Annotated in this window: 20 protein-coding genes and 1 pseudogene; 2 read left to right on the top strand and 19 right to left on the bottom strand. The window is 35.3% G+C overall.

The features are described 5' to 3' along the window. Nucleotides 1–159: 159 nt before the first annotated feature. Nucleotides 160–1,263, bottom strand: coding sequence for a UDP-N-acetylglucosamine--undecaprenyl-phosphate N-acetylglucosaminephosphotransferase (wecA, locus tag OCU90_RS01120; protein ID WP_061023848.1), 1,104 nt, complete (start codon nt 1,261–1,263; stop codon nt 160–162). A 326-nt stretch (nt 1,264–1,589) separates the two neighbouring features. Between wecA and OCU90_RS01115 the strand changes: the two genes are divergently transcribed. Both OCU90_RS01115 and OCU90_RS01110 read left to right on the top strand, forming a co-directional pair. Then, the gene (locus OCU90_RS01115; RefSeq protein ID WP_050652034.1) at nt 1,590–1,868 is read left to right on the top strand and encodes a type II toxin-antitoxin system RelB/DinJ family antitoxin; all 279 of its coding nucleotides are present in this window, start codon (nt 1,590–1,592) and stop codon (nt 1,866–1,868) included. Next, nucleotides 1,861–2,130 (top strand): type II toxin-antitoxin system YafQ family toxin, encoded by a 270-nt coding sequence (locus OCU90_RS01110; protein WP_061023846.1) that lies wholly within the window; start codon nt 1,861–1,863, stop codon nt 2,128–2,130. Before OCU90_RS01115 ends, OCU90_RS01110 begins: the two co-directional genes overlap by 8 nt. Nucleotides 2,131–2,171: 41 nt before the next feature. Here the strand turns inward: OCU90_RS01110 and OCU90_RS01105 are convergent, their stop codons facing one another. From OCU90_RS01105 to wecC, 18 genes and pseudogenes are all read right to left on the bottom strand, one after another. After that, complete coding sequence (locus OCU90_RS01105; RefSeq protein WP_061023845.1) at nt 2,172–3,194, bottom strand: transposase; 1,023 nt, start codon at nt 3,192–3,194, stop codon at nt 2,172–2,174. Nucleotides 3,195–3,651: 457 nt separating this feature from the next. Further along, nucleotides 3,652–4,443: a glycosyltransferase family protein gene (locus OCU90_RS01100; protein ID WP_061023844.1), complete on the bottom strand. Its 792-nt coding sequence runs from the start codon at nt 4,441–4,443 to the stop codon at nt 3,652–3,654. Continuing rightward, a complete protein-coding gene (gene rfbC, locus OCU90_RS01095; protein WP_061023842.1) occupies nt 4,440–4,991 on the bottom strand; it encodes a dTDP-4-dehydrorhamnose 3,5-epimerase in 552 nt (183 codons plus the stop codon). The genes OCU90_RS01100 and rfbC overlap by 4 nt, the downstream gene beginning before the upstream one ends. Nucleotides 4,992–5,767: 776 nt before the next feature. Next, nucleotides 5,768–6,715 (bottom strand): annotated as a pseudogene (locus OCU90_RS01090) (IS30 family transposase). Between the two features lie 606 nt (nt 6,716–7,321). After that, nucleotides 7,322–8,443, bottom strand: coding sequence for an acyltransferase family protein (locus OCU90_RS01085; protein WP_061023841.1), 1,122 nt, complete (start codon nt 8,441–8,443; stop codon nt 7,322–7,324). A 65-nt stretch (nt 8,444–8,508) separates the two neighbouring features. Further along, nucleotides 8,509–9,402 carry an EpsG family protein gene (locus tag OCU90_RS01080; RefSeq protein ID WP_240513392.1) on the bottom strand — a complete coding sequence of 298 codons (894 nt, stop codon included), beginning with the start codon at nt 9,400–9,402 and terminating at the stop codon, nt 8,509–8,511. A 133-nt stretch (nt 9,403–9,535) separates the two neighbouring features. After that, nucleotides 9,536–10,354 carry a glycosyltransferase gene (locus OCU90_RS01075; RefSeq protein ID WP_061023837.1) on the bottom strand — a complete coding sequence of 273 codons (819 nt, stop codon included), beginning with the start codon at nt 10,352–10,354 and terminating at the stop codon, nt 9,536–9,538. Then, nucleotides 10,351–11,616, bottom strand: a complete 1,266-nt coding sequence (locus tag OCU90_RS01070) for a glycosyltransferase (RefSeq protein ID WP_061023835.1) — start codon at nt 11,614–11,616, stop codon at nt 10,351–10,353. The genes OCU90_RS01075 and OCU90_RS01070 overlap by 4 nt, the downstream gene beginning before the upstream one ends. A 375-nt stretch (nt 11,617–11,991) precedes the next feature. Further along, a complete protein-coding gene (locus tag OCU90_RS01065; RefSeq protein ID WP_061023834.1) occupies nt 11,992–12,972 on the bottom strand; it encodes an acyltransferase family protein in 981 nt (326 codons plus the stop codon). Nucleotides 12,973–13,114: 142 nt separating this feature from the next. Beyond that, complete coding sequence (locus OCU90_RS01060) at nt 13,115–13,906, bottom strand: glycosyltransferase family 2 protein (protein WP_061023832.1); 792 nt, start codon at nt 13,904–13,906, stop codon at nt 13,115–13,117. An 87-nt stretch (nt 13,907–13,993) separates the two neighbouring features. Further along, nucleotides 13,994–15,202 (bottom strand): glycosyltransferase family protein, encoded by a 1,209-nt coding sequence (locus OCU90_RS01055; protein ID WP_061023830.1) that lies wholly within the window; start codon nt 15,200–15,202, stop codon nt 13,994–13,996. Next, nucleotides 15,199–16,704: an O-antigen translocase gene (locus OCU90_RS01050; protein WP_099426142.1), complete on the bottom strand. Its 1,506-nt coding sequence runs from the start codon at nt 16,702–16,704 to the stop codon at nt 15,199–15,201. Before OCU90_RS01050 ends, OCU90_RS01055 begins: the two co-directional genes overlap by 4 nt. Nucleotides 16,705–16,728: 24 nt before the next feature. Beyond that, a complete protein-coding gene (locus OCU90_RS01045) occupies nt 16,729–17,832 on the bottom strand; it encodes a DegT/DnrJ/EryC1/StrS family aminotransferase (RefSeq protein ID WP_061023826.1) in 1,104 nt (367 codons plus the stop codon). Continuing rightward, on the bottom strand, nt 17,829–18,749 hold the full coding sequence (locus OCU90_RS01040; RefSeq protein WP_061023825.1) for a WxcM-like domain-containing protein: 921 nt from the start codon (nt 18,747–18,749) through the stop codon (nt 17,829–17,831). Before OCU90_RS01040 ends, OCU90_RS01045 begins: the two co-directional genes overlap by 4 nt. Nucleotides 18,750–19,137: 388 nt before the next feature. After that, complete coding sequence (gene rfbD, locus OCU90_RS01035) at nt 19,138–20,025, bottom strand: dTDP-4-dehydrorhamnose reductase (RefSeq protein WP_061023888.1); 888 nt, start codon at nt 20,023–20,025, stop codon at nt 19,138–19,140. A 16-nt stretch (nt 20,026–20,041) separates the two neighbouring features. Then, nucleotides 20,042–20,920 (bottom strand): glucose-1-phosphate thymidylyltransferase RfbA, encoded by an 879-nt coding sequence (gene rfbA / locus OCU90_RS01030; RefSeq protein ID WP_061023823.1) that lies wholly within the window; start codon nt 20,918–20,920, stop codon nt 20,042–20,044. Continuing rightward, nucleotides 20,920–22,017, bottom strand: a complete 1,098-nt coding sequence (rfbB, locus tag OCU90_RS01025; RefSeq protein WP_061023821.1) for a dTDP-glucose 4,6-dehydratase — start codon at nt 22,015–22,017, stop codon at nt 20,920–20,922. Before rfbB ends, rfbA begins: the two co-directional genes overlap by 1 nt. Then, the gene (gene wecC, locus OCU90_RS01020) at nt 22,017–23,279 is read right to left on the bottom strand and encodes a UDP-N-acetyl-D-mannosamine dehydrogenase (RefSeq protein ID WP_061023820.1); all 1,263 of its coding nucleotides are present in this window, start codon (nt 23,277–23,279) and stop codon (nt 22,017–22,019) included. Before wecC ends, rfbB begins: the two co-directional genes overlap by 1 nt. Between the last annotated feature and the right edge of the window lie 12 nt (nt 23,280–23,291).

The following is a 23,291-nucleotide window of genomic DNA, read 5'->3' as shown; positions in this document are numbered from 1 at the left end:
TTGGGCCCTTTTGCTCATTATAGCTTGAGTTATGGCAACCTGAAAACTGAATGGACTAATCAATAACAACAGACAACGATGAATGAAACAGACAATAAGGGAAGCTAACTGCCGCTGCTATAAACATGAAAATGTTGTTATTTCTTCACTTCCATCACCTTATAATACTGCAGCTTCCTCAGATGGCTTTTCCTCTAACTTCTTCCACTTTCTTAGAATCTTGGCCATTTTAAACGAGTGCGTCATCGCGTAAGTGTGCAATAAGAAACACGCAACAATGGTGTAGAACATAATGTATTCTGGTACTTGGAAGTATTCGCCTAGTAACCCGAGCGTTGAGTACACCAATTGCACCAAGCAAATCACCACTAAAGACTCTCGAGGTGTAAAACCGATGCGCTGCATAATGTGATGAAAGTGTTCGCGGTCAGGATGGAACGGAGAATGCCCCTTACGAATCCGACGGATCATAATGGCCATCATATCAATCAAAGGCACCGCGATTAACCACAAGGCGGTCACAGGTCTAATCATATACTTGGCCTCCTCGTGTTGCGTTCCGCCAATTAACACCCAGATGACAATGAAGCCGATCATCATGCTGCCGGCATCGCCCATAAACACTTTACGCAGTTTGCCAAAATACCCTAAATTAAACAGAACAAAGGGTAATAAGATCACCACCATCACTGCCATAAAAAAGGCGTAAAACTCGAGTTCATAAGCGAAGAACACCACACCTAACGATGCAAACACCACCATGCTTAAGCCACCCAGCAGCCCATCAATACCATCGACCATGTTAAAAGCGTTAATGGCAGCAATCACGGCAATTACAGTAACAATACTGTCGACCACTATTGGGAAATCTAGCACGCCTAATCCGAACACATCACCAGCATGAGAGAGGGTTAATCCAGAATAATGCATGATGATCAGAGCTAAGATGGCTTGCACGCCCATTCGGAGCTTAAAGCTGATATCAAAACGGTCGTCGGCCACTCCAATCAATACCAGTGCCGTTAAGCACGCTGCGGCTATCTCTACATTCTTGAACTCAGCTGCATTCACGTAAAGGAAGTACAACACAGTAATGCAGAGAGAGATCCCGCCCACCAAAGGAACCACACCTTCATGATGTTTTCTGGCATTCGGTTTATCGACTAGACCAATGGCGTAGCCCACTTTACGCATACAGTACAACACCGAAAATGAAAGAAAGAAGAACATAGAGAGTTCGATAAGGTAATCAAACAGTGACATGGGTTTAAGCCTTTTTTGGTTATTGTTTGTCTCTAGCTAATATCTTAGCGATGAATTTTTTAGCTCTTAATCAGTTAGGAAAATCGGTAATTTCTGTATCCACAATTGGGAATTACTTGTTGTTAAGCATTGCCGATTTTTCAACCATAATATCAACCACCGCTTCGTGATACTGAACCACATAGGTCTCAACTGGTTTCAAATTAACATAGGCCATGCAACGCTTAACCCTGAATTGCTTATTGCTTATTGCTTATTGCTTATTGTTGCACGCTTTCAAACACTGTTATACTTTGTATTACATTGCACTACATAAAGGTATAAACATGAAAAATGAAATGCTGAGTACACGTATTGATCACGATACTAAAGTCGCTTTTACAAATATTTGTGATGAGGTTGGTTTAAGCACTTCCCAGGCAATAAAACTATTCGCGAAAGCTGTAATCAACCACGGCGGAATACCTTTTGATTTAAGGGTACCACAGCCAAACGATGTGACTTCTGCTGCCATCATGGAGCTTATTGAAGGTAAGGGACATAAAACGAATTCAGTTGATTCTCTACTATCTGAGCTCACTGAAGGTAAAGTTAACAATGTATGAGTTAGAATACTCAACTCAATTTAAGAAAGACTTCAAAAAAGTAAACAAGATGTCTATTCCTGACATTGTTGAAGTCGGGAACATAATATCCAAGCTGCAACGTGGTGAAACGCTCGATGCTAAAAATGTCGACCACTCATTAACTGGAAATTGGGTAGAGTTTCGAGACTGCCACATAAAGCCAGATCTATTACTCATCTACCGAATTTTCGACGGACAACTCCAACTGGCAAGGGTTGGCTCGCATAGTGATTTGTTCTGACCTCGACACTCATATGAAACTTAGTACCACATCTACTCCCTCTAGGCGTCACAAGCCGTCATCAAGCTTTGTCCCGATACCCACGCTCGGTTGGTGTGCAATGCATAGCTTTCAAGCTCTTGAGCAGACCCAACAGCACAGCGAAATTTGCCCCCAAAGCTTTCTGAGAGTTTAAGCCATTCCTCAGCCCCCATATTAAGCCGTTCAAGAGTCGTATTATCACATGGCGGAATATAACCACGCTTGTTTGGCCGAACCACTTGGCCTAATGCTTCCACTAGGGCTAAATAATCCAACAAAGAGAACTCAATGCCCCCTATCTTAGAAAACACCGAAGGCTGCATTTGTCGCTCATTCCCTAAAAAGCCAGCCAAGCCTTTAGCGGGTAAAGAGACGACCTCGCCTTTACCTTCATCGCCTTTGCAAGCCATAGAATGAATGCGTTCATAGACGGAAGTAAATTCAGATTCCTCTAATGATTGCGCCATGCCAGCCCGAACCGGATTCAAATCCACATAAGCCATGCAGCTTAACAGCGCTTTTTCATCCAACAAAGCTTGAGACTTAAACCGCCCTTCCCAGAAGCGGCCTTTACAACCTTCTTCTTTATTCGCTTCACGAGCGACAAACTCATTCAGGTTACGCATGAACCAAGAGATGTCCTGCAAACGCTCACGCCATTCATCAATAAGCTCAAGCGTTTTGTTGATTTCAGCTTTAGATTTTAACTCACCACTCAGCCAACGACTCACCAGCAAAGGCGCTTTGTATAACGTAATCCAACGCTGAACGACCTCTTCGTCATTCCAAGATTCCACCGACGCCGTATTAACATGCAACACCAAATGGTAGTGATTAGACATAATGGCATAGGCACACACATCAATCGCAAACACTTGGCTTAGCAACCTCATACGTTCGACCAGCCAAACTCGGCGATGCTCAAAGTTTTGCCCTGAATACTTATCCTCGCCACACAAAAACGCGCGACGTACACACCGTGAAATACAGTGATAGTAAGCAGTATCTTGAAGGGAAACTTGAGTTGAGCGTGCTTGAGTCATCCTGACCGCCAGTGAACAAAATCTAAACAGATAAACTAAGGCTAGTCGGCGATTTGAAACCTGTCAAATACATGGGTGTCCTATATTTTTTGATGTTCACAAACAAGCCAAGTTTCACCACCTATTGGGGAAATCAAGCGTAAACGTAAAACCCTCTCAGTTTTGCCTCAGCACTGAGACAGTCATCAGACCAGACTAAATCATGGTTTTTATAGGAGACTGTTACTCCGCAGAAATCAATAGCCTCGACCAATAAACCACAGATTAATTCACGGCATGGTAAACGATTATTGCATCAGCGAAGTATTATCCAGTTCAACGAGTCATTTAGTACGTATTTTTAATGCTTGAAGGGGTGGTTAACAAGCAATAAATGATTGTGATAATTTGGTAATACCACGGTGTAAAGCTGGAATAAGATCACCGCATATGTAAATATCCTATTCTATCTTTAATGCTATAACAGTTTATCTAGAGTCAAGTCTGACTTAGCTTTTGTTAAACCCGCCTTAGTAAACAAAAAGCGTATTACACTTATCACATGCCAATAAAAATGTTTCGAGATAAGTTTTCTGTTTTCATGTTTAGCCAAATGTCGCGCTTTTATATCAGGGTAATACATAGTTCTCTCTCCAACTAAATAGCTTCGATAACAAATATCAATATCTTCACAATACATAAAGTAGTTCTCATCGAAGCCACCAAGATTAGCATAGTGGCGAGCTTGAAATGCCAAAAAAGAGCCTGCCGCCCAATCAACTTGAGATGGGGCACTTAATGAAGATTTATCTAATATTGAGCTGTTCCCTAACCCTAAGAAAGATTTTGAAAATTGAATTAAAGAAGGAAAGTTTCGAATGGAGTTATCATAATTAGTAAATTCATTATCTTTAAACAGATTAATTGCAGCCAACTTAACTTGTTTTTCTTGCATATCAAAAATTAGTCGCTCAATTTCACAAACCTCAATAACAACGTCAGGGTTTAAAATAATAAAACAATCATCTTCAACCATCCCAAGCTTTGAACAACAGTGATTAAAAGCAATATTATTATTATGACCAAAACCATACCCATATCCATCATTTATCCAATGAACATTCGGATGTGAAATCCAAGCATCAAACTTATCTTGAGGTTTATTACTTTTAACTACAACTTGATATTTTTCAGCTAAAGCGGGTAAACACAATAACCGGTTCATTAATTCTGAGTGGCCATGTGATATTACAGAAATATAAACATTCATATTAAAATGGAAGTATCCTTAGAAAGTTTGCTGCCTTGCTTATCTTTTCCTGATAATAAAGGCTTGACTGAGATAGGCCAATCAATAGCTAAATTTTCATCATTCCAAGCAATTGAGCGTTCTGCTGATGGGTTATAATAGTCCGTACACTTATAAACAAACTCCGCCTCATCACTTGTCACGTAGAACCCATGAGCAAACCCTTCTGGCACCCACAATTGACGTTTGTTTTCAGCAGATAAGTACTCTCCTACCCACTGCCCAAAAGTTGGTGAGCCTTTTCGAATATCGACTGCAACATCAAACACTTCACCAGAAACAACGCGAATTAACTTACCTTGGGTGTTTTCAGTTTGGTAATGCAGGCCGCGTAAGATACCTTTCTTCGATTTAGAGTGATTATCTTGTACAAATTGAGTCGGCTTTCCCGTTACTAGTTCTTCAAATTGCTTTTGATTCCAGGTTTCCATAAAGAAACCACGCTCATCACCAAATACACTTGGTTCAATAATTTTCACATCAGAAATGTGGGTACCAATTATTTTCATTCTCCTACCCTGTAAACGCTTAAATGTTATTTAATGTCAATTTCAAATTACATATTTGAATAGAAACTGCTAATAATTCTCGATTACATAAACGAGAGTTTTGTGGTATTTTGCTATTTTTAGCATGATTCTGAAAATTTTATCATTATAACTCTCCTGAACCACAACCTCCAAAATCACATCAGAAAATTAAACCAACAAGGCGCAAAATAAAAGAAACATCACACTCATCAGAATAAAATTGAGTGATTATTTTAACAACTTTAATATAAATATTTACTATTTAAATAAATATGCAAACCCACCAAACCACTCACCAAAAAAACTTATGCTCCTCGATTCGAAGACAAACATGACTTACTCTTATTGAAGTTAATTCCATTCTAAACAAACTTCAAAATAATACTCTAGATAGTACCTTTTATACGAACTCGTAAACGCAATTTATCCAGTTAGTACACAATCACTATGTATAATCAATCTTGTTCAGTTATCACTTTCGGTATACACTACCTCCAACTAGCTTTCAATGAAATGCAGTTGCACTTTTTAAAAACCTACACAATGCAAATTAATGTTTTAACGTCATTAAAATCGTTCCACTTAATTCTTACACTGAATTGTATGAATATAACGATTGAAAAACAGAGGGTTAATGGCTAATAATAATGGAATAAATGTTTTCTGTATTTGCGATTTAAATAAGCTCTCTATTGATCTTGTATTATTAGCTAACTACTCCCGAATTCGACTGCGAAGTGCGACACTCTCAAATATCAAGCAGCCACTGCAATTTCTTCAAAAATAATAGCTGGTTGCTTGAAGTCTAAACACTTATTCGGTCGATAATTTATACGTGATACAGCGAATTCAATATCGCTGTCTGTTACCGTTGTTAAGTCGGTTCCTTTCTTCACATATTGCCTTAAAAACCCGTTAGCACTCTCATTGGCTCCACGCTCCCAAGAGCTATAAGGATGGGCAAAGTACACATCAGTCTCCAACGCCTTTGCGATGGTTTCATGACCTGCAAACTCTCTCCCGTTATCTGCCGTAATGGTATGGACATGTTCCCTATAAGGCATGAGTAGTTCTATGGTGGCTTTAGTGACATCATCTGCTGACTTCGATGGCACCTTCTTGACCACGTAAAATCTTGTTTTACGCTCTAAAATTGTTACCATACCACCTGTGCCAGGTTTGCCTAATACGGTGTCGATTTCCCAATCACCCAATCGCTTCTTACTGTCAACAATGCTTGGCCTATCATCGATAGAAACAGCATTCTTGATCGCTGGCGCTTTCTCTTTTCTACCGCGACGATACCGCTTGTGACCTTGCCTCAAGTGGCGATATAACTAGCCTCCTAAGCGTTTATCCTGCGCAACAAATCGATAGAACCACTCATGGCTGACCGCAGCACCGACTCTAGTTAATACACAGGAAATCTGCTCTGGACTCCAATCCCATTCTAAGGGGAGGCTGATAAAATCAACACGCTCCTGAGATAATTTGTATTTACGCGCTGATGTGCGTTTTTTGATTGAGAATACCTGAGCTTCGCTTGGGCAATAATGACTGCCTTTGCTGCCGCGTTTAAGCTCCCGATATACCGTAGAGCGATGGCACTGAACGGTTTTAGCTATTTCAGAAACCGAAATTCCCCGTTCTAAAAGAGCAGAAATCTGGTATCTTCTACTCTCGGTCAACTGCTGATAATTCATGGTAGTACTGCTTGTTTCTTTGGCGAGAAGAGCGTACCACTTTCAGCAGTTGGCTTCCTCTTCTACACCTTTCCATAAATGTCGCACTTATTATCTGAAATCGGGCTTAACTAAATAGGAATGAACTCAACACTATAACAGAAAAAATCAACAATCGTATTGAGCATCTAATCTTATAAATTTTATTCGTCAACCTCATTAAATAGGAACAATAGTAATTTCGAGAATTATCTTTGTAAGTGATAGAATTTACGAGAAATTAACCTCCATAAGTCAAGTAAATTCCAATAAGTACAAAACTTATAACGCATACACATTACAAAAATGAAGTTATATGAATACAATAACCTGGCAACTCATGATTAGCACCTATCAAATAGAGATGAGCTTCATTAATAAAGGTTGTTACCACTAGACAAAATACAGTGTCCTTAGTTAATAAAAAACCAGTTAAACAAAAGTCGTTTCAATTCTCACCATGAATATTAAAAAAATGCTAATAGATAATATGTTCAAACCTAGACATGTTCATAGTTTACCGCTCGCTTACTCTGTTTCTGGCGGTTTATAGCGCCCTTAACCTGTGTAAATTTTCCATTAAAAAATTTAGTGTTCATGCCCCTTAATATTATGGATAACTCTTTTTCCATAACGAACAGATTTAATCTCAACAAAGTTGTAAGTAAAAATGGAAAAAATAAAAGTCAGGGCTAGTATAGAAAAAATATAAATATAATTATATAATAACCCCCCAAAATCAATATAGTTAACATCATTCAAAGTAAAGTAAAATTCGCCCCCGACAACCTTCGATATAAGCTTAATCATTGCACCTATGTAATTTATTACAACACAATGAGTCAAATAAATTGAAAAAGATAAAAGCCCCATTAACTTAAAAAACTTTAATTTAAAAAAGCTTGAAATGGCTCCTAACTCAAAGGAAAAAACAAGGACTGAAATCATGAAAAGTAATGAGGAAATAGGGCCTACAAAATTAAAATCGCTGCTAACAGAAAAATATATTGCCAAGAGTAATAAAAACTCAACTATCGTTGCTAAAATCCTATGGACTTCAAGGTGTAGATCTTTAATTAATTCATAAAAATAATAAAACAAAACTCCACCAAAAAAGCAGCTTATACCTCTAGCTACATTAGGTGTACTAAACTCGAATTCTCCAATAATAAATATAAAAAAAATCATACTTAAAACTGTTGAAAGAACAATACTTCTCCGACCAAACAAACAAACTAGCAAGAAAAAAATAAAATACATATAAAATTCAACACTAATACTCCATGCTGGAGCATTAAAAGATGTCGGTATAGTTATAAAGCTCCAGGATTGCAAAAGCAGTATGTTAGGTAATAATTGTGCAATATTATAAGGTCCTGTAAAAGGCTCAGCTTCAAAACTAACATTGAAATTTAAAGCAATGACTTTTATTATTTGGAATAGTAATACTAATGACAGTGTAAAGATATGCAGAGGATATAGCCTAAATAAACGCCCAATAAAAAACTCTTTGAATCCAACATCTTTTCTATTTAAGTAGCCATGAGAAAGAACAAAACCACTTAAAACAAAAAAAAATTCAACAAATAAATAACTACCACGGAAAAAATCTAATTCCGTTACAGTACCAAACACATTCATATGGTATATAACAACAGATATGGCACAAAGCCCTCTAAAACTATCTAAAACTTCAAAACGGTCTTTCATAACGCTCCTATAATATAACCACCCATTATGGGAGGTAAATGTCACTATTTAAAAATGATTATTTATTAATTCCAAAAAAAGTGGTAAGGAAGAAAGGGAGAGTCACCTAAACCATAAGTTGATAAGAAAATTCGAAACTTAAATAAGAAGCCACACAAACCAACCAGGCAAAAGTATATATATGCATTTTTCCTTATTACTAAATTTCGACGTCTTAGATGAACGATGAAAGCACAAAATATAGTAATGAAAACTAAATTTTGAATTCTTAATCCCGCATAACTTACAAAAACAAGAAGGTAAGACATAATAGTAAAAAATAATAAATATAATATTACTCGTTCACTTCCCTTTCTTAAGTAAGGATACTTGATCCAAACAAAAATAAAACTAAGAGATAGAAACAATACGGAGAGACCTGATGATGCACTAGGCGAGCTCATAGTTTCATAAGCTGTTAACTTTGCAACAATGTAATCATTAAAATACAATAAAACAAAAGCTATAGATGCAATGAAAATAATGACTTTCTTGCATCCCTTACTAAATATAACATAAATAAGTCCGGAGACTACTATAGCCGATATATGAAGCATTGTTGCAATGACAGAAAGAATAAAGAAAAATGTGTATTTTCTATCTGATAATGCTTTCATAGAATATAAAATAACACTAAATGCCAGCCCTATCCTAATAGCATTCATTGTCATATCTATATAGAATATGGGGACAACGATAGAAGCAACAATAACGCCTTGAGTATCCACTTTCTTCACTGAAAAAAGTAAAACCAAAGTAAATATAACCACATAACATGAGAGTACAACTCTAGGTTCATTAAGTATAAATAACAAGAATGCAGATAAAAATGTATACAATGGTTCGTAAATCATTAAAGTATCAGGTTCAGATTGCAAATATTTTAAAAAACCCAAATACATTGGAGTATCAGGACCCACATCCCCTCTCAGAACTGAAAGTGTGAACATAGGAAAAATTGCAACAAAAAAAATCAAACTTGTATTCTTTGAATGCTTTAATGAAAAATGAAATACACAAAAAAAGTAAACTGTAACTATTAAATAAATCATTTTAAATAAGAAACCTAAGACTTCTAAATTTAAAGGCCAATTTCAAAGCGACTAAGAATAAGTATACTTTCAAAAAGGCTCCTTTTAAAAAACTGCTAGAATAGACGTATCGATAGGCAGTGCATCGCTCCTTAAAACGAAACAATTCCTTATCTAAAGTTTGCTCACTGAACATCGAGAAATCATGAGAAAACACATAATCTAAAACATAAAAATACTTATTGATTTTCGAGTATTTATTAAAAAAATCGTCGTCTGTACCATAAAATTTAATTAGCTCATTATAGCCAGGAAACTCATTTAAAAGAAATGAGGATTTTATAACCATTCCACTGTTTATAGCAAATCTATCTACCGATGATATTTTTCCAACTTCATCAGACTGCCACCTCTCCATAAATATGAAATTCAAGTTTGAGGGGCTTATCAATTTTTCCTCATGTTTTATTAATGGTACAAGTAAATTAATTTCCGGATCATAACTGATGGCTTTGTTAATAGAAGAAAAAAATTCACTATCGAATATTGAATCATTATCCAAAATAACCAAGTAGTCATAATTAGAAACATATTCTCTTATAACCGTGTTATATATATATGATAAACCTTTGTTTTCTCTCGAAAACCTATAATGAAAATTAACGCCAGTAGTGTTTAAAAATTCTACACTTGAGTTACTAGAACTAATCGGTCCATTCTCCCAGATAAGCACGTCACTAGAAGATAATATATCCCTAGATTTTATCAACGAATTAATTGTAGCGCTTAATTTCAAGTCAAGATTATAATTTACAACAAGAATTAGTAACTTAGGTTTCATAACTGTTCCTCACCTTCATTAATTATACCTAAGTATTTTCTATTTTGAAACTCTCGAGAATATTCGTCAATATCTATAACAATTCTCCGCTTTAATCCTGTAGAACTATGTAACTCAATGATACTTTCTAATACCTCTATAATCTCTTCTTTACTATTTTTAGAAGTAAACCCTAAGGAATTATTCTTTATGAAGATATTTGTATAATCGCTTTCATTGCCAATAGAGTATAATAACTTTCCACTTCTTAAGTAATCAAACACCTTACCTTGGATTAAAAATGAACCAGAAGAATCATTCGTAGTGTGCAAGGTTAGAAGAATGTCAGATGTCATCATGTAACTAAGAGATTTAGTTTGGTCAACATTGGGAATGATTTTTAAGTTTTCATATTTACTTAATAGACTTCTAGCTTCACTTGTATCAGATGCACCAACAAACAAAAGTTCAAAACGATCTTTAAACAAATCGTATGCTTCAAAAAATACCTTAGTACTTCTATAGGAATTGTCTTTAAAGTCAATACTACCAATAAAAGCAATCCTGATTAGACAGCTGCGTACTTCATCTAAAGGTTTCATTGAATTCCAGCTATCATTAGAAAACCCATTATAAATCACTTTTACAGGTTTATTTAATGTGAAAAACTTTTCAGTACTTACTTTTGCAGCTGGTGTAACTACTACAATTTCATCTGAATTATCAATAAAACTCCGCTCACGATAAAATGCTATACTTTTATTACCATTCCAAATACCCCAAGGGTCTCTGTAATCTAAAATAACTTTTACACCAGGAAATTGACGCTTTATACCCTTAGATATAGAGAAAAGAGTAAATGGTGGTCCACTAATAATAACAGTATCAAAATCGTTATTCGATATATGGTTAAAAATATCATCTCTATATTTCTTTATCCATAAAAATGCCCTCAAAGCTAATAGGTTTGAGGGCTCATTAAAAAATGGATTTATGACTTTATCTACAACCTTTCTGAGTAATGATTTAAAAAAATCTAAAGGATTGTATCTTGAAGTGGCATTACCGATATCCGATTCCAGTTTATTATTGCTTCCAAAAAAAATCGAGTCAAAGTTAACTAATTTACCAAAGTGATTTTTTTTATTTTTTTTTGCAGCAATTACCGAAACTGAAACTCCTTGAGAAGTAAGATTTTCAGCAAGAAAGTACATTCTCTGGCATCCACCAAATGTGCTTGAATACGGCAACATCTCGTAGGTTAATATTAAAACTTTTTTCATATCTTACCTAAAGTAATTAAATTGTAATGAAAGTCCCGAAAATAATTATAGAACCCACAGGTCATCTTATAATAAATAAAAACTTTTGAAGTTGCACCTAATTACCCCCCCCCCACCAACAACTATCATAAAGAAAAATAAATTCGAAAGCTAAAGTCACTTCTATTTAATCTAGCAGCGCCTCATCATATAAGGTAATCCTTTTCATTTACATTGCCAAAAATTAAGAATGAAAATAATATCAGATAATTTATACGGGATCAGACTTTTATAGGGAAAAGTTGAAATTTAAATGCTATTTCATAATTCGACTTAGTGAAGTTATATTGATATTAGCGCTAAGAAACTAAATACTTGGACATGGTTGTTGGCTATTTACCGATTAAGTACCCTTTTTTCAATAACGTGCCAGCTTAAATAAGATAACAGCAACACCAAGCATAAAGACAAGAGGACACCAAAATATACATTATCATAAAAACCATAAAATATAAGAGCTTGAATTACAGGAAAGTGCCACAAGTAGATGCCGTACGAAATGTCTCCAACTCTTTTTGATATCTTAAATATTGGGACATTAAAAGCTAGGATATATATTACTAAACCAACTAAAATTGGTTGAGTAATAGGGTTAAAACCTAATAATAATAGCAATAATGATGGTACCAGTAATAGCCTTATTCTATTAATTAACACCACATAATTAAACATAGCTCCAACCATGAAATATGACATAAGAGATGGTAACTGATTGTTGAGAGAAGGTGGTAAAGAATATTTACTAATAAAAAAACCAATTAAATAATAAGAGATAATAGAAGTAATACCAATTAATAAAATAACTTTAGGTCTTTGAAACCAACGATTTAAGAATCCGAATAGAAATGGGACAGTTAAATAAAATAGCACCTCAATTTTTAAGGTCCAGAGAGAACCATTTATAATACTCTCATCAAAAACTCCAGGCAAACTTGGCTTTAAAAAATTAAGAAACAATAAGTTGTATATTAAATAATCAAACCCACCGTTATTGACGTAATTATAAAAACTTAAATCAGAAACTAATAATCCTAGTAAAAATGACAGTAATATTACAAAAAAATATAATGGACACACCCTTAATAGACGTGATTTAACATATTTTTTAATATCATTATTAACTATATAACTTCTGGTAATTAAATAACCACTGACGATAAAAAATGCTTGAACGGCAAATGAACCAGGAAACATACTAAAGTACGTATGTCCACTCAATACACCTGCATGGTAAAATAAAACAATTAAAGCTAAAGCAATTCTAATTATATCAAAATTATTATCACTACTAGAACGCCTTACAAATAGAAACATCATCAATCATCTTATAAAATTAAAGAGAGTAACTTTATTATTCACCAAACTTACAACAAACGGCAGGCACTGTAAATAATGAAAATAGAAATACTTCAACGTCGTTGATTTAAAAATTTATCTAGATACCATATTAAGGATAGCACTACCGAAACAAAAACTTAACTAAATGTTTCGATATTGAATAAAGAACTAGAAATGGAGTTAATAAAGTTAAATATGGATTAACTTTATAAAGTTTCAAGTACATTTTTATTTCACCAGCCCTCATTAATAAATGATTAGAACTGAGCCCACCCTCAGACATAATTTCACGGTCTAGGGAAATTAATTTATCTGAATAATAAAATAATTTCATACCATTAAATGCAGATCGTAAAATATAGTCATGGTCTTCTGCATACCTAAGCTTTTCATCAAACATAATAGTATTAGTGTTCCTTACAGTCCAACTTGAAGTTGCTGCGAAATTTTTAATAAGGACCTTATGCTTAGGAACAAATTTTAAATATGATGAAATAAAATATTTTTTACTACTTGTAATACATTCACCATCAGAAATGCTGTAGTCATGCCCAATTACATCAACATTTTTATTAAATTTTATTATATCACTTGTAACTTGCAACTTATTCACATGCATTAGATCATCAGAATCTAGAAACACCAAAAACTTTCCAATGCTATTGGATATTCCAATATTTCTTGCATGCGACACACCATAATTCTCAGTCCTGTAATATCTTATAGGTTTAAGGGGTTTTTTTTCTATTAAATCATCAACTAGGCAGTGTGTACTATCGGTAGAGCCATCATTAACAATGATGATTTCTAAGCCACCTTGAAAGTTTTGATTTAAAACTGATGTTATGGCATTAACTATTGTTTTTTCATCATTGTATACCGGAATAATTATACTAAAAATTATATCAGTCATTTTATCTCTATCTTTCAATTCAATTAAAAACTTTGCAGTCTATTTTTTAACTTTATTTTCATTTCGAAAGTCGCTAGCTTCTAACTATTAATCTCTGATCTTTCTAATAACTAAGCGTTTAGTTACTCTAAATACTCGAGCCATTAAAAATAATAAATAATGTTCAAACTTATCAATTTGACTTGATGGTTTATCAGCACTCCCATCACTAATTGCTAATAAAAATTTATTAAAAACAACATCATCTTTAAACTGTAACGCTGATTTCTTTGTTTTCTCTGACAAGAGAATAAATTCATTTTCATTAAATTCAAATACCTTATTAATCAATGAACTGATATTTTGCACTTTTAGACCTAATGACTTTTCACCAACATTACCAGCAGGAAGTTCATGAAGAAAACCATAACTAACTGGTTTTTTTTCAAATGCGATAGGAACTATAGTGGGAATACCTGTAGAAGCAGCCTCTACAGCTGATGTCCCCATACCAATAAACATACTCTTACCATCGAGTACTCTTTCCATATCATTGTATTCAACTTTTCCCATATATTTTATAAAGCCACCACAGTCGTTACTCATTATCGTCTTTTTTAAATCTTCAACATCTTCACTTCCACCATCTCCATAAATATACCAAACTAAATTTGGGAATTTTTCTTTCAATTTAATTATTACTGGAATCAGAGACCAATTGTATGTTTTCATCAGAGAACAAATACGACCTATAGAAACTATTGTATAAGAATGATTATTAGGATTGGTTTCTTTTCTCATGCTCACAGGAAGAGGCACAATCTTGTGTTCAAAAACATCAGAGAACTGATATGAACACTCTTTATTCATAAAAATAAAATTATTCTCATTGTCCCCTTTCATTAGCATTCTTTTTGCTTTTGTCGTTAATGGATCATCTATATATACTTCTGGATTAACTACATACCAATATTTGGGACCTTTTATATTATAGAATTGACCTAGCACTTTGCTAAAATAATATCCATCAAATGATAATGATATAATTGCATGATATTCGGAATCTAATTTTGGTATGTGTTCCTTTATATTATATGGATAAAGAACTTTTCTCTGGGCTTCTACGCTAATAAATTTTAGCTTACAGCCTTTAGGGAATATACTAAGGACGCTAGTATTTGCATCAGATGATTTAAATAATATTGAAACTTCGAAATCTTGTTCTATTAGCTGTTTAGCCAATCTTGAAATTAATGTTTTTGTTCCACCTAAAACCTCAGCATCATCTTGAATAAATAATATTTTTGGTTTGCTCATTTTATCTCCAATTTAGCTAAGGTTACATATCTCAAAAATTTTGTCAGTTTATGTGTATCTGGTAGTTTATTCGACAATTCTCTTAGAGAGTATACGGTCATCAGACCAGAAACAAACCCTCCAACTAAAGACGAAACTAAAACTGAATAATTCAATGAGACATAAATAACAATTAAAGTGGAGGTCATAAATAAGCATAATATCCTAACAACACTCACTGACCATCTAAAATCAATTAAATATTTTGATACACACAATATCATTAAAGTATAAATACTGTATAGTAATGGGTATGCTATTGCTACTCCTTCAAGTCCAAGGTTATCCAATAGATAAATAATTAAAACAACATGAATTATATTTATTACTGTTTCCGTCGCTATAAATGTTTTTGATCTTCCTTTAGCTAATATAATGAATCCCATCGGCCATGAAATAACCCTACCTATGCACCCAATAGCAAACCATCTCAATAATTCAGCTGCAGCTGTAAACTCTGAAGAATAAAATAAATTCACAATCCAAGGAGAGAACGAAATTGTGATTAACAAACCAGGTAATGAAAGCAATAATCCAACTTCTGTTTGTTTATTTACTAAGTCGCACATTTTCTTTTTATTATCATTTATTGCGATTAGGCTTGGATAATAGTCTGCTCCCATTGCACCCAGGATAAAATTAACTATCATACCTGATAAAGCAAATGCTGCTGTGTAAATACCTACGGAAATCATATCTAATTCTTCTGATATAATTACTCTTGTTAAATAGGCGACTATGGCTATTAGTAAGCCATTCCACATAAATGCTAGCCCCATTTTCACCATACCGCCAGCTTCTATGAATGTATCCTTCCACGTTAGTTTAACTACGGCGATATCAATTTTTTTCACAAACCACAAAGCTGCAATTAATTCGCATATACTTAATAAAACTAAAGCCGGAATAATACCATCTAGTCCATATAGCCAATATAGCATAATGCTTATTACGGTACCTGATATAGCACCAATTATATTTAGCTTTGCCAAATCATTAATTTTTCGCATACCCTGAATTATTGCTATTTGCCCACCCTTTAAGTTAGAAAATAAAATAACGAGACTAACAAGAGTAATATTACTAGCTTGATCCGAGTTGTTAAACGTAATTTGACTTAACCATGGTGAAAGTAAAAATACTATAAAAGGGCCAGTTAGACCAGTTAGCCAGCATAACCTTCTAAGAGTTAGTACTGTTCGACCAATTTGTTGGGAATCACCTCTTTCTACAGCTTGTGCAATATCCCTTACAGCACTCGATTGAAGACCAAGTCCTGCTATAGTTGCAATCATATTGGTTATTGATTGATATGTTGCTAACAATCCAAGTCCTACAGGTCCAATTAGCAATGCTACAAACTTTACACGGACAATCCCAATTAGCATATTAATGCCTTGTGCACCGCCAATAATTGAGGAAGATTTAACTATTCTTGTGTAGGCATTTTTTTCATCAGACACTTGCAACCCTATCCTTTTTAAAAATCAAAAATGAAAATTGTTAATAATATCAATAATCTTTCTTACATTTTTCATGTCCATCACTGAACTTATTGGTAAACTTATCACTTCATTATGTATTTCTACAGTAATAGGTAAGTCCTTATTAAAAAAACCAGAATATGCTGCTTGTAAATGTGGAGGGGTTGGATAATGAATTAGTGTCTGTACCCCGTTATCTGATAGGTATTCTGAAAGTTTTTCACGTTTATTTGTTTTTAGAACAAATAAGTGCCAAACATGACCTTCCTCGTTGGTTACGCTAGGCAAGGTAATTGCAGGGTTATTTATTTCAGATAAATATTCATGAGCAACAGATTGTCTAATCTTGATTTCTGTATCTAGGTGTTTTAGTTTAACGTTAAGCATTGCTGCTTGGATTTCGTCTAACCGGCTATTTACGCCTTTGTACCTATTTTTGTATTTTTCATGTGAACCGTAATTACGGAGTGCGTCTAATGTGTCTTTGAGTTCACTATCATCGGTTGTTATTGCACCTGCATCACCTAATGCACCTAAATTCTTGCCCGGGTAAAAACTAAAAGCACCTGCATCCCCCCAAGAACCAGCTTTTTTTCCATTTACCTTTGCGCCATGTGCCTGTGCACAATCTTCTAACACTAACAAGTTATACTTTTCTGCCAGAGCCATAATTTCAACCATTGGTGAAATTTGACCATATAAATGCACTGGCAATATCACTTTAGTCTTATCTGTAATGTGAGGCTCGATCCCATCTGCAGTTAAGTTAAAAGTTTGGGGGTTGGGCTCTACAAGTACTGGGGTTAAATTATTTTCTGATATGGCTAGTATTGAAGCTATATAGGTGTTTGCAGGAACAATAACTTCATCACCGTCATAAATCTTACCCATTTCTTTCCAAGCACGTAGAGTTAACATTAAAGCATCTAAGCCGTTTGCAACTCCTATTGAATGTTGGCTACCACAATACGCTGCAAATTTCTGTTCAAATGATTTAAGTTCGTTGCCCATTATGTACCAACCAGAGTCAATAACTCTTGAGCACGCTTCTTTTAATTCAGCTTCGTATTGTTTATTTATTTCTTTTAAATCCAAGAAAGGAATCATTTCTTAACACTCATTTTTTTAAAATCTGAATATTCACGTATATAATCTTTCGAATCATAATAGTGAGAGGCAAAAACCATAAGTACGGCATCATTTGTATATTGATACTGAACACCCCAAGTCATAGGTGGTAAATAAAGCCCTTTATTGGGTTTATCTAGAATAAACTCTTCTCGATTAGTCCCATCATCAACTAATACGTTACAACTTCCATTTAAACAAATTAAAAATTGATGGCACTCCTTATGAGCATGCTCTCCACGTACTTCCTTATTAGGCACTCCAAATACTGTAAAATATCTCTTTACATCAAATGGAATTTCCTTATCGAATTCTCCTACTGATAGATTACCTCTCAAATCAGAGATTAATGGAAACGTGTGGGTTGTAACACCATTAACAGAGGTTTTTCCAGTGCCCTCCCAGTTTACTATTGTAGGGCTGAGTTTTTGCTTCTCTGTATTTAGATACGAGGTTATTACGGCTGGATTTCCTTTTACAATTGCGTTGTCCGGAACATTTCGAGTAACCACTGCACCAGCAGCAACCATTGCATTTTGACCAACTATAATCCCTGGTAAAATAGTTGCATTTGCTCCGATCGAAGCTTTTGATTTAATAATGGTACGAAGAAAGTCTTCCGGATACTCTTTGCTTCTAGGGTATTTATCATTAGTAAAGGTTACATTAGGTCCTATAAAAACATCATTTTCGATTGAAATCCCATCCCAAAGCTGAACCCCAGCTTTGATAGTAACTCTATCTCCAATCTTTACATCATTTTCAATAAAACAATGACTACAGATATTCACATTAGAGCCAATAGATGCATTTGGTAAGACAACAACGTATTGCCAGATACTCGTTCCAATGCCTACTTTATCCGTTTGTACATCAGATAATTTATGTATATTCATTTTAAATCTCTATTAGTGAGATAGGATGTAATGTGTATTTCTGGAAGTAACTGTGTGACATTATCTAAAGTTCAATCAATAAAGAAACATTTATAACCCCACTTATTGATTGTACTGATTATGGGTAAAAATAGTTAGTGTATCTATCTTAGTCACTTATTACATGGAACCTATCTGAAAGCTTTTTGGTTTAGTAATATAAACCACGTAAATGCATTTATTAGACTTGGAGTGGTTATGTTGTTAAATTAGCGTCGGTTTTTTAAAATCACTAATCATTCAAACTTTTATTGATTCTACATTTGCATAGCAAAGATATATTCATTACCAAATACTTTTAGCACTAAATTTTTGACATCTAGCACTTTGGTAGTAATTAGATTCATATTTACTCATATTCTTTTATTTGATCTAACCTGATACTCCAATTACTAGGCGTAATAGCAAAAGCATCTTCAATTTTTTTGCAATTTAAACATGAACTTACAGGCCTTGGAGCCGGAAGAGGGTATTGTGTGCCAGTAATCTTTTTGAGGTTAATTACAGTTAATTTTATACCTTTCTGCTCAGCAATAAAAAATATTTGCTTTGCAAACCCGTACCAACTGACATGGGGTAAACCTGAAAAGTGATAAATACCCGACTGTTCTACTGAACTATATTTATTAGCAATAGTAATTACAGCATTGACGATGTCTCCTGCGTAGGTTGGACCTCCAAACTGATCACCAATAATGCCTAACTCTTCTCTTTCCTTACCAAGTTTAAGCATGGTTTTTACAAAATTATTTCCATGCTCGCCAAATACCCATGCTGTACGTAATATAACGTGCTTACAACCAGAACCTTTAATTACTAATTCACCTGCAAGCTTACTTTTACCATATACACATTGTGGATTTGGTATATCAGTTTCAATGTAAGGTGTTTGCTTTAATCCATCAAATACATAGTCAGTTGAAATATGAATTAGCAGTGCATCATGTTTTAGCGCTTGTTCGGCTAGGTATCTAGACCCAATTTCGTTAATAGCAAAACTATTTTCAATATCCGTTTCTGCTTTATCTACCCCAGTGTGAGCAGCACAGTTAATGATGATGTCGGGTTTGATACTCTCACACGCTTTAGCAACTGCTTGTTCAGAAGTTATATCTAGAGAGCCACGGTTAAAACTATATAGCTCAAATTCATTACTCTCCTCTAACTTTTGGCTTAATAAAAAGCCTACCTGACCATTACTGCCGGTAACCACAATTTTTTTCACTTTAGTATTCATAGGAGTCACTTTAGTCCTAAATACTTTCATTAACGATTCGATTTAGGTACTGACCGTATTCATTTTTAAGCATAGGCTTTGCAATAGTTAATAACTCGTCATGGCTTAACCAGCCATTACGCCATGCAATTTCTTCTAGACATGCCACTTTAAGCCCTTGCACATTTTCGATGGTTTGTACGAAGCTAGATGCTTCGTGCAGACTTTGATGGGTACCGGTGTCTAACCAAGCAAAACCACGTCCCAAAAGCTCTACGTTTAAGCTCCCATCATGCAGGTACATCTCATTCAACGTAGTAATTTCTAGTTCGCCACGATGTGATGGTTTAACTTGCTTGGCCCATTCGACTACGCGATTATCGTAGAAGTAGAGCCCGGTTACAGCATAATTCGATTTAGGCTTAGTGGGTTTTTCTTCGATTGAAATAGCTTTAAAGTTTTCATCAAACTCAACCACACCAAATCGCTCTGGATCTTTAACCTGATAACCAAATACCGTGGCTAACCCTTCTTGCGCTTTATTCTTCGCATTAAGCAGTTGTTCACTAAAATGTTTACCATAATAAATATTATCACCCAGCACTAAACAGACATCATCTTGCCCAATAAACTCTTCACCAATAATAAACGCTTGTGCTAAGCCATCAGGGCTTGGTTGTATTTTATATTCTAAGTTAATGCCATAATCTGAACCGTCACCTAAAAGACGCTTAAAACCAGCTTGATCTTCAGAAGTGGTAATAATTAAAATATTGCGTATACCCGCCAACATTAGTGTCGATATTGGGTAGTAGATCATCGGTTTATCGTAGATTGGTAACATCTGTTTAGATGTACCTCGAGTTAATGGGTATAAACGTGTACCTGAGCCTCCAGCTAATACAATCCCTTTCATTATTTCTTAACCTTTGATTCTAGTTTTTCTACACCTAAACGCTCACGTTGGTAACTACCATCTTGTACGTTTTGGCACCATGCCGAGTTATCTAAATACCATTGCACCGTTTTACGAAGACCTGTTTCAAATATCTCTTCGGGCGTCCAGTCTAGCTCACGCTGCATTTTGCTCGAATCAATCGCGTAACGGCGGTCGTGACCAGGACGATCTTGAACGTACGTGATCTGCTCTGCATACGCTGACTCTTTCGGTACTAACGTATCTAGGATGTTACAAATCGTGTTCACGACTTCGAGGTTTTTCTTCTCGTTGTGTCCACCGATATTGTAGGTCTCGCCCACTTTACCTTCAGTCACCACTTTGTAGAGCGCTCGTGCATGGTCTTCGACAAATAGCCAATCACGAATTTGATCACCTTTTCCGTAGATAGGCAGGTCTTTGCCTTCAAGCGCATTAAGGACAACCAGTGGGATCAGTTTTTCTGGGAAATGGTATGGACCATAGTTATTTGAACAGTTGGTAACTATTGTTGGCAGGCCATAAGTGCGTAACCAAGCTCGCACGAGGTGATCGCTCGACGCTTTCGACGCCGAGTATGGGCTTGATGGTTCATACGATGTAGTCTCCAAGAACATTGGCAGCGCTGTGCCTTCTGGAGCTTCATCTGGATGTGGGAGATCACCATATACTTCATCAGTAGAGATATGGTGAAAACGAAACTCTTCCTTCGCGCTTTCTTCAAGCGCATTCCAATACTCACGAGTCGCTTCTAATAGCGTATAAGTGCCGACAATATTCGTTTCAATGAACGCGGCAGGTCCAGTGATAGATCGATCTACATGCGACTCCGCCGCCAAGTGCATGACCGCATCTGGTTTGTGCTCTTTAAACACTCGATCTAATTCTGTACGATTACAGATATCGACTTGCTCAAAGGCATAACGTTCAGATGAATCCACCTCACCAAGAGACTCTAAGTTACCTGCATAAGTCAGTTTATCAACGTTAACCACGCTGTCAGAAGTATTATTTATGATGTGACGGATAACAGCAGAGCCGATAAAACCAGCACCGCCAGTTACTAAAACTTTCATTACCAGATACCCTTCGTGTCAATCACAAAAAAATCATTTAACCTAATCTTCTTAAACTGCTTATGATCTACAAGCATCACATGAATATCAGTTTTTGATAACGATTCATCAATAGTCACTAATTTGATATTTTCATACTCAATTGACTCAATATTTGGTTCAATCGCCAGTACTTGCCCAGTATGAAATGCTGCTATTGATTTAGTAATATCTAACGCTGGGCTTTCACGCAAATCATCAATATCTGGTTTAAACGCTAAACCATAACAAGCAATAGTGACATCTTTTGCGGTTTTAGATGGGTTCGCTTGTAAAAATTCAACTAATGCAATTTTTACTTTATCAATTACCCATTCAGGCTTTTTATCATTAACATCACGCGCAGTTTTTATTAACTTAGCTAACTCTGGTGTTTTTGAAACAATAAACCAAGGATCTACTGCGATACAATGCCCACCAACTCCAGGTCCAGGTTGTAGAATATTAATACGAGGGTGTCGGTTTGCTAAAGAAATCAATTCCCATACATCGATATCTAACTCATCACAAATCATCGACAATTCATTAGCAAATGCAATCTGTACATCACGGCAACTGTTTTCCGTTAACTTCGCCATTTCTGCAGTGCGTGCATTGGTAATTACACAATCACCCATCACAAAGGTTTTATACAGTTCAACACTGCGTTCTGAGCAGCGCTTACTCATACCACCAATTACGCGGTCATTTTGTACAAGCTCTGTAACAACATAGCCTGGTAAAACGCGCTCTGGGCAATGTGCAACATTAACATCTGCACTTTCACCGTGTGTTTGAGGAAACGTTAAATCTGAACGCGCTTCACTTAACCATTCAGCCATTTGCTCAGTAGCACCGACTGGTGAAGTAGACTCTAGTATAACTAAGTCACCTTTCTTGAGTACTGGCGCAATTGCTTTTGATGCTGCTTCAATATAGCGCAAGTCAGGTTTTGGAATATCACCATCATTTTCGATAGGAAGAAATGGTGTCGGTACTGCGATCAAAAAAGCATCCGCAGACTCTGGAGTGGTTACGGCTTTTAAAAAGCCTTGCTGTACAGCAGCACTTACTAACATATCGAGATCAGGTTCTACAATATGAATTTCACCTCGATTGATGGTATCAACCGCATGTTGATTGACATCGACACCAATCACTTTTTTCTTACGTGATGCAAACATAGCAGCAGTCGGCAAACCAATGTAACCAAGTCCTACTACTGAAATTGTTTCAAATGACATAATTTATATTCC

Source organism: Vibrio splendidus, assembly GCF_024347615.1.
GTDB classification, from domain to species: Bacteria; Pseudomonadota; Gammaproteobacteria; order Enterobacterales; family Vibrionaceae; genus Vibrio; species Vibrio splendidus.
This window is presented reverse-complemented; position numbering and strand designations above follow the sequence as displayed.

Coding starts and splice junctions, on each gene's coding strand:
- rfbD (WP_061023888.1), bottom strand. CDS start 20,025: ATGAATACTAAAGTGAAAAAAATTGTGGTTACCGGCAGTAATGGTCAG.
- rfbC (WP_061023842.1), bottom strand. CDS start 4,991: ATGAAAATAATTGGTACCCACATTTCTGATGTGAAAATTATTGAACCA.
- OCU90_RS01115 (WP_050652034.1), top strand. CDS start 1,590: ATGAAAAATGAAATGCTGAGTACACGTATTGATCACGATACTAAAGTC.
- OCU90_RS01105 (WP_061023845.1), bottom strand. CDS start 3,194: ATGACTCAAGCACGCTCAACTCAAGTTTCCCTTCAAGATACTGCTTAC.
- OCU90_RS01040 (WP_061023825.1), bottom strand. CDS start 18,749: ATGAATATACATAAATTATCTGATGTACAAACGGATAAAGTAGGCATT.
- OCU90_RS01075 (WP_061023837.1), bottom strand. CDS start 10,354: ATGAAACCTAAGTTACTAATTCTTGTTGTAAATTATAATCTTGACTTG.
- OCU90_RS01045 (WP_061023826.1), bottom strand. CDS start 17,832: ATGATTCCTTTCTTGGATTTAAAAGAAATAAATAAACAATACGAAGCT.
- rfbB (WP_061023821.1), bottom strand. CDS start 22,017: ATGAAAGTTTTAGTAACTGGCGGTGCTGGTTTTATCGGCTCTGCTGTT.
- OCU90_RS01070 (WP_061023835.1), bottom strand. CDS start 11,616: ATGAAAAAAGTTTTAATATTAACCTACGAGATGTTGCCGTATTCAAGC.
- wecA (WP_061023848.1), bottom strand. CDS start 1,263: ATGTCACTGTTTGATTACCTTATCGAACTCTCTATGTTCTTCTTTCTT.
- OCU90_RS01055 (WP_061023830.1), bottom strand. CDS start 15,202: ATGAGCAAACCAAAAATATTATTTATTCAAGATGATGCTGAGGTTTTA.
- OCU90_RS01060 (WP_061023832.1), bottom strand. CDS start 13,906: ATGACTGATATAATTTTTAGTATAATTATTCCGGTATACAATGATGAA.
- rfbA (WP_061023823.1), bottom strand. CDS start 20,920: ATGAAAGGGATTGTATTAGCTGGAGGCTCAGGTACACGTTTATACCCA.
- wecC (WP_061023820.1), bottom strand. CDS start 23,279: ATGTCATTTGAAACAATTTCAGTAGTAGGACTTGGTTACATTGGTTTG.
- OCU90_RS01085 (WP_061023841.1), bottom strand. CDS start 8,443: ATGAAAGACCGTTTTGAAGTTTTAGATAGTTTTAGAGGGCTTTGTGCC.
- OCU90_RS01065 (WP_061023834.1), bottom strand. CDS start 12,972: ATGATGTTTCTATTTGTAAGGCGTTCTAGTAGTGATAATAATTTTGAT.
- OCU90_RS01100 (WP_061023844.1), bottom strand. CDS start 4,443: ATGAATGTTTATATTTCTGTAATATCACATGGCCACTCAGAATTAATG.
- OCU90_RS01110 (WP_061023846.1), top strand. CDS start 1,861: ATGTATGAGTTAGAATACTCAACTCAATTTAAGAAAGACTTCAAAAAA.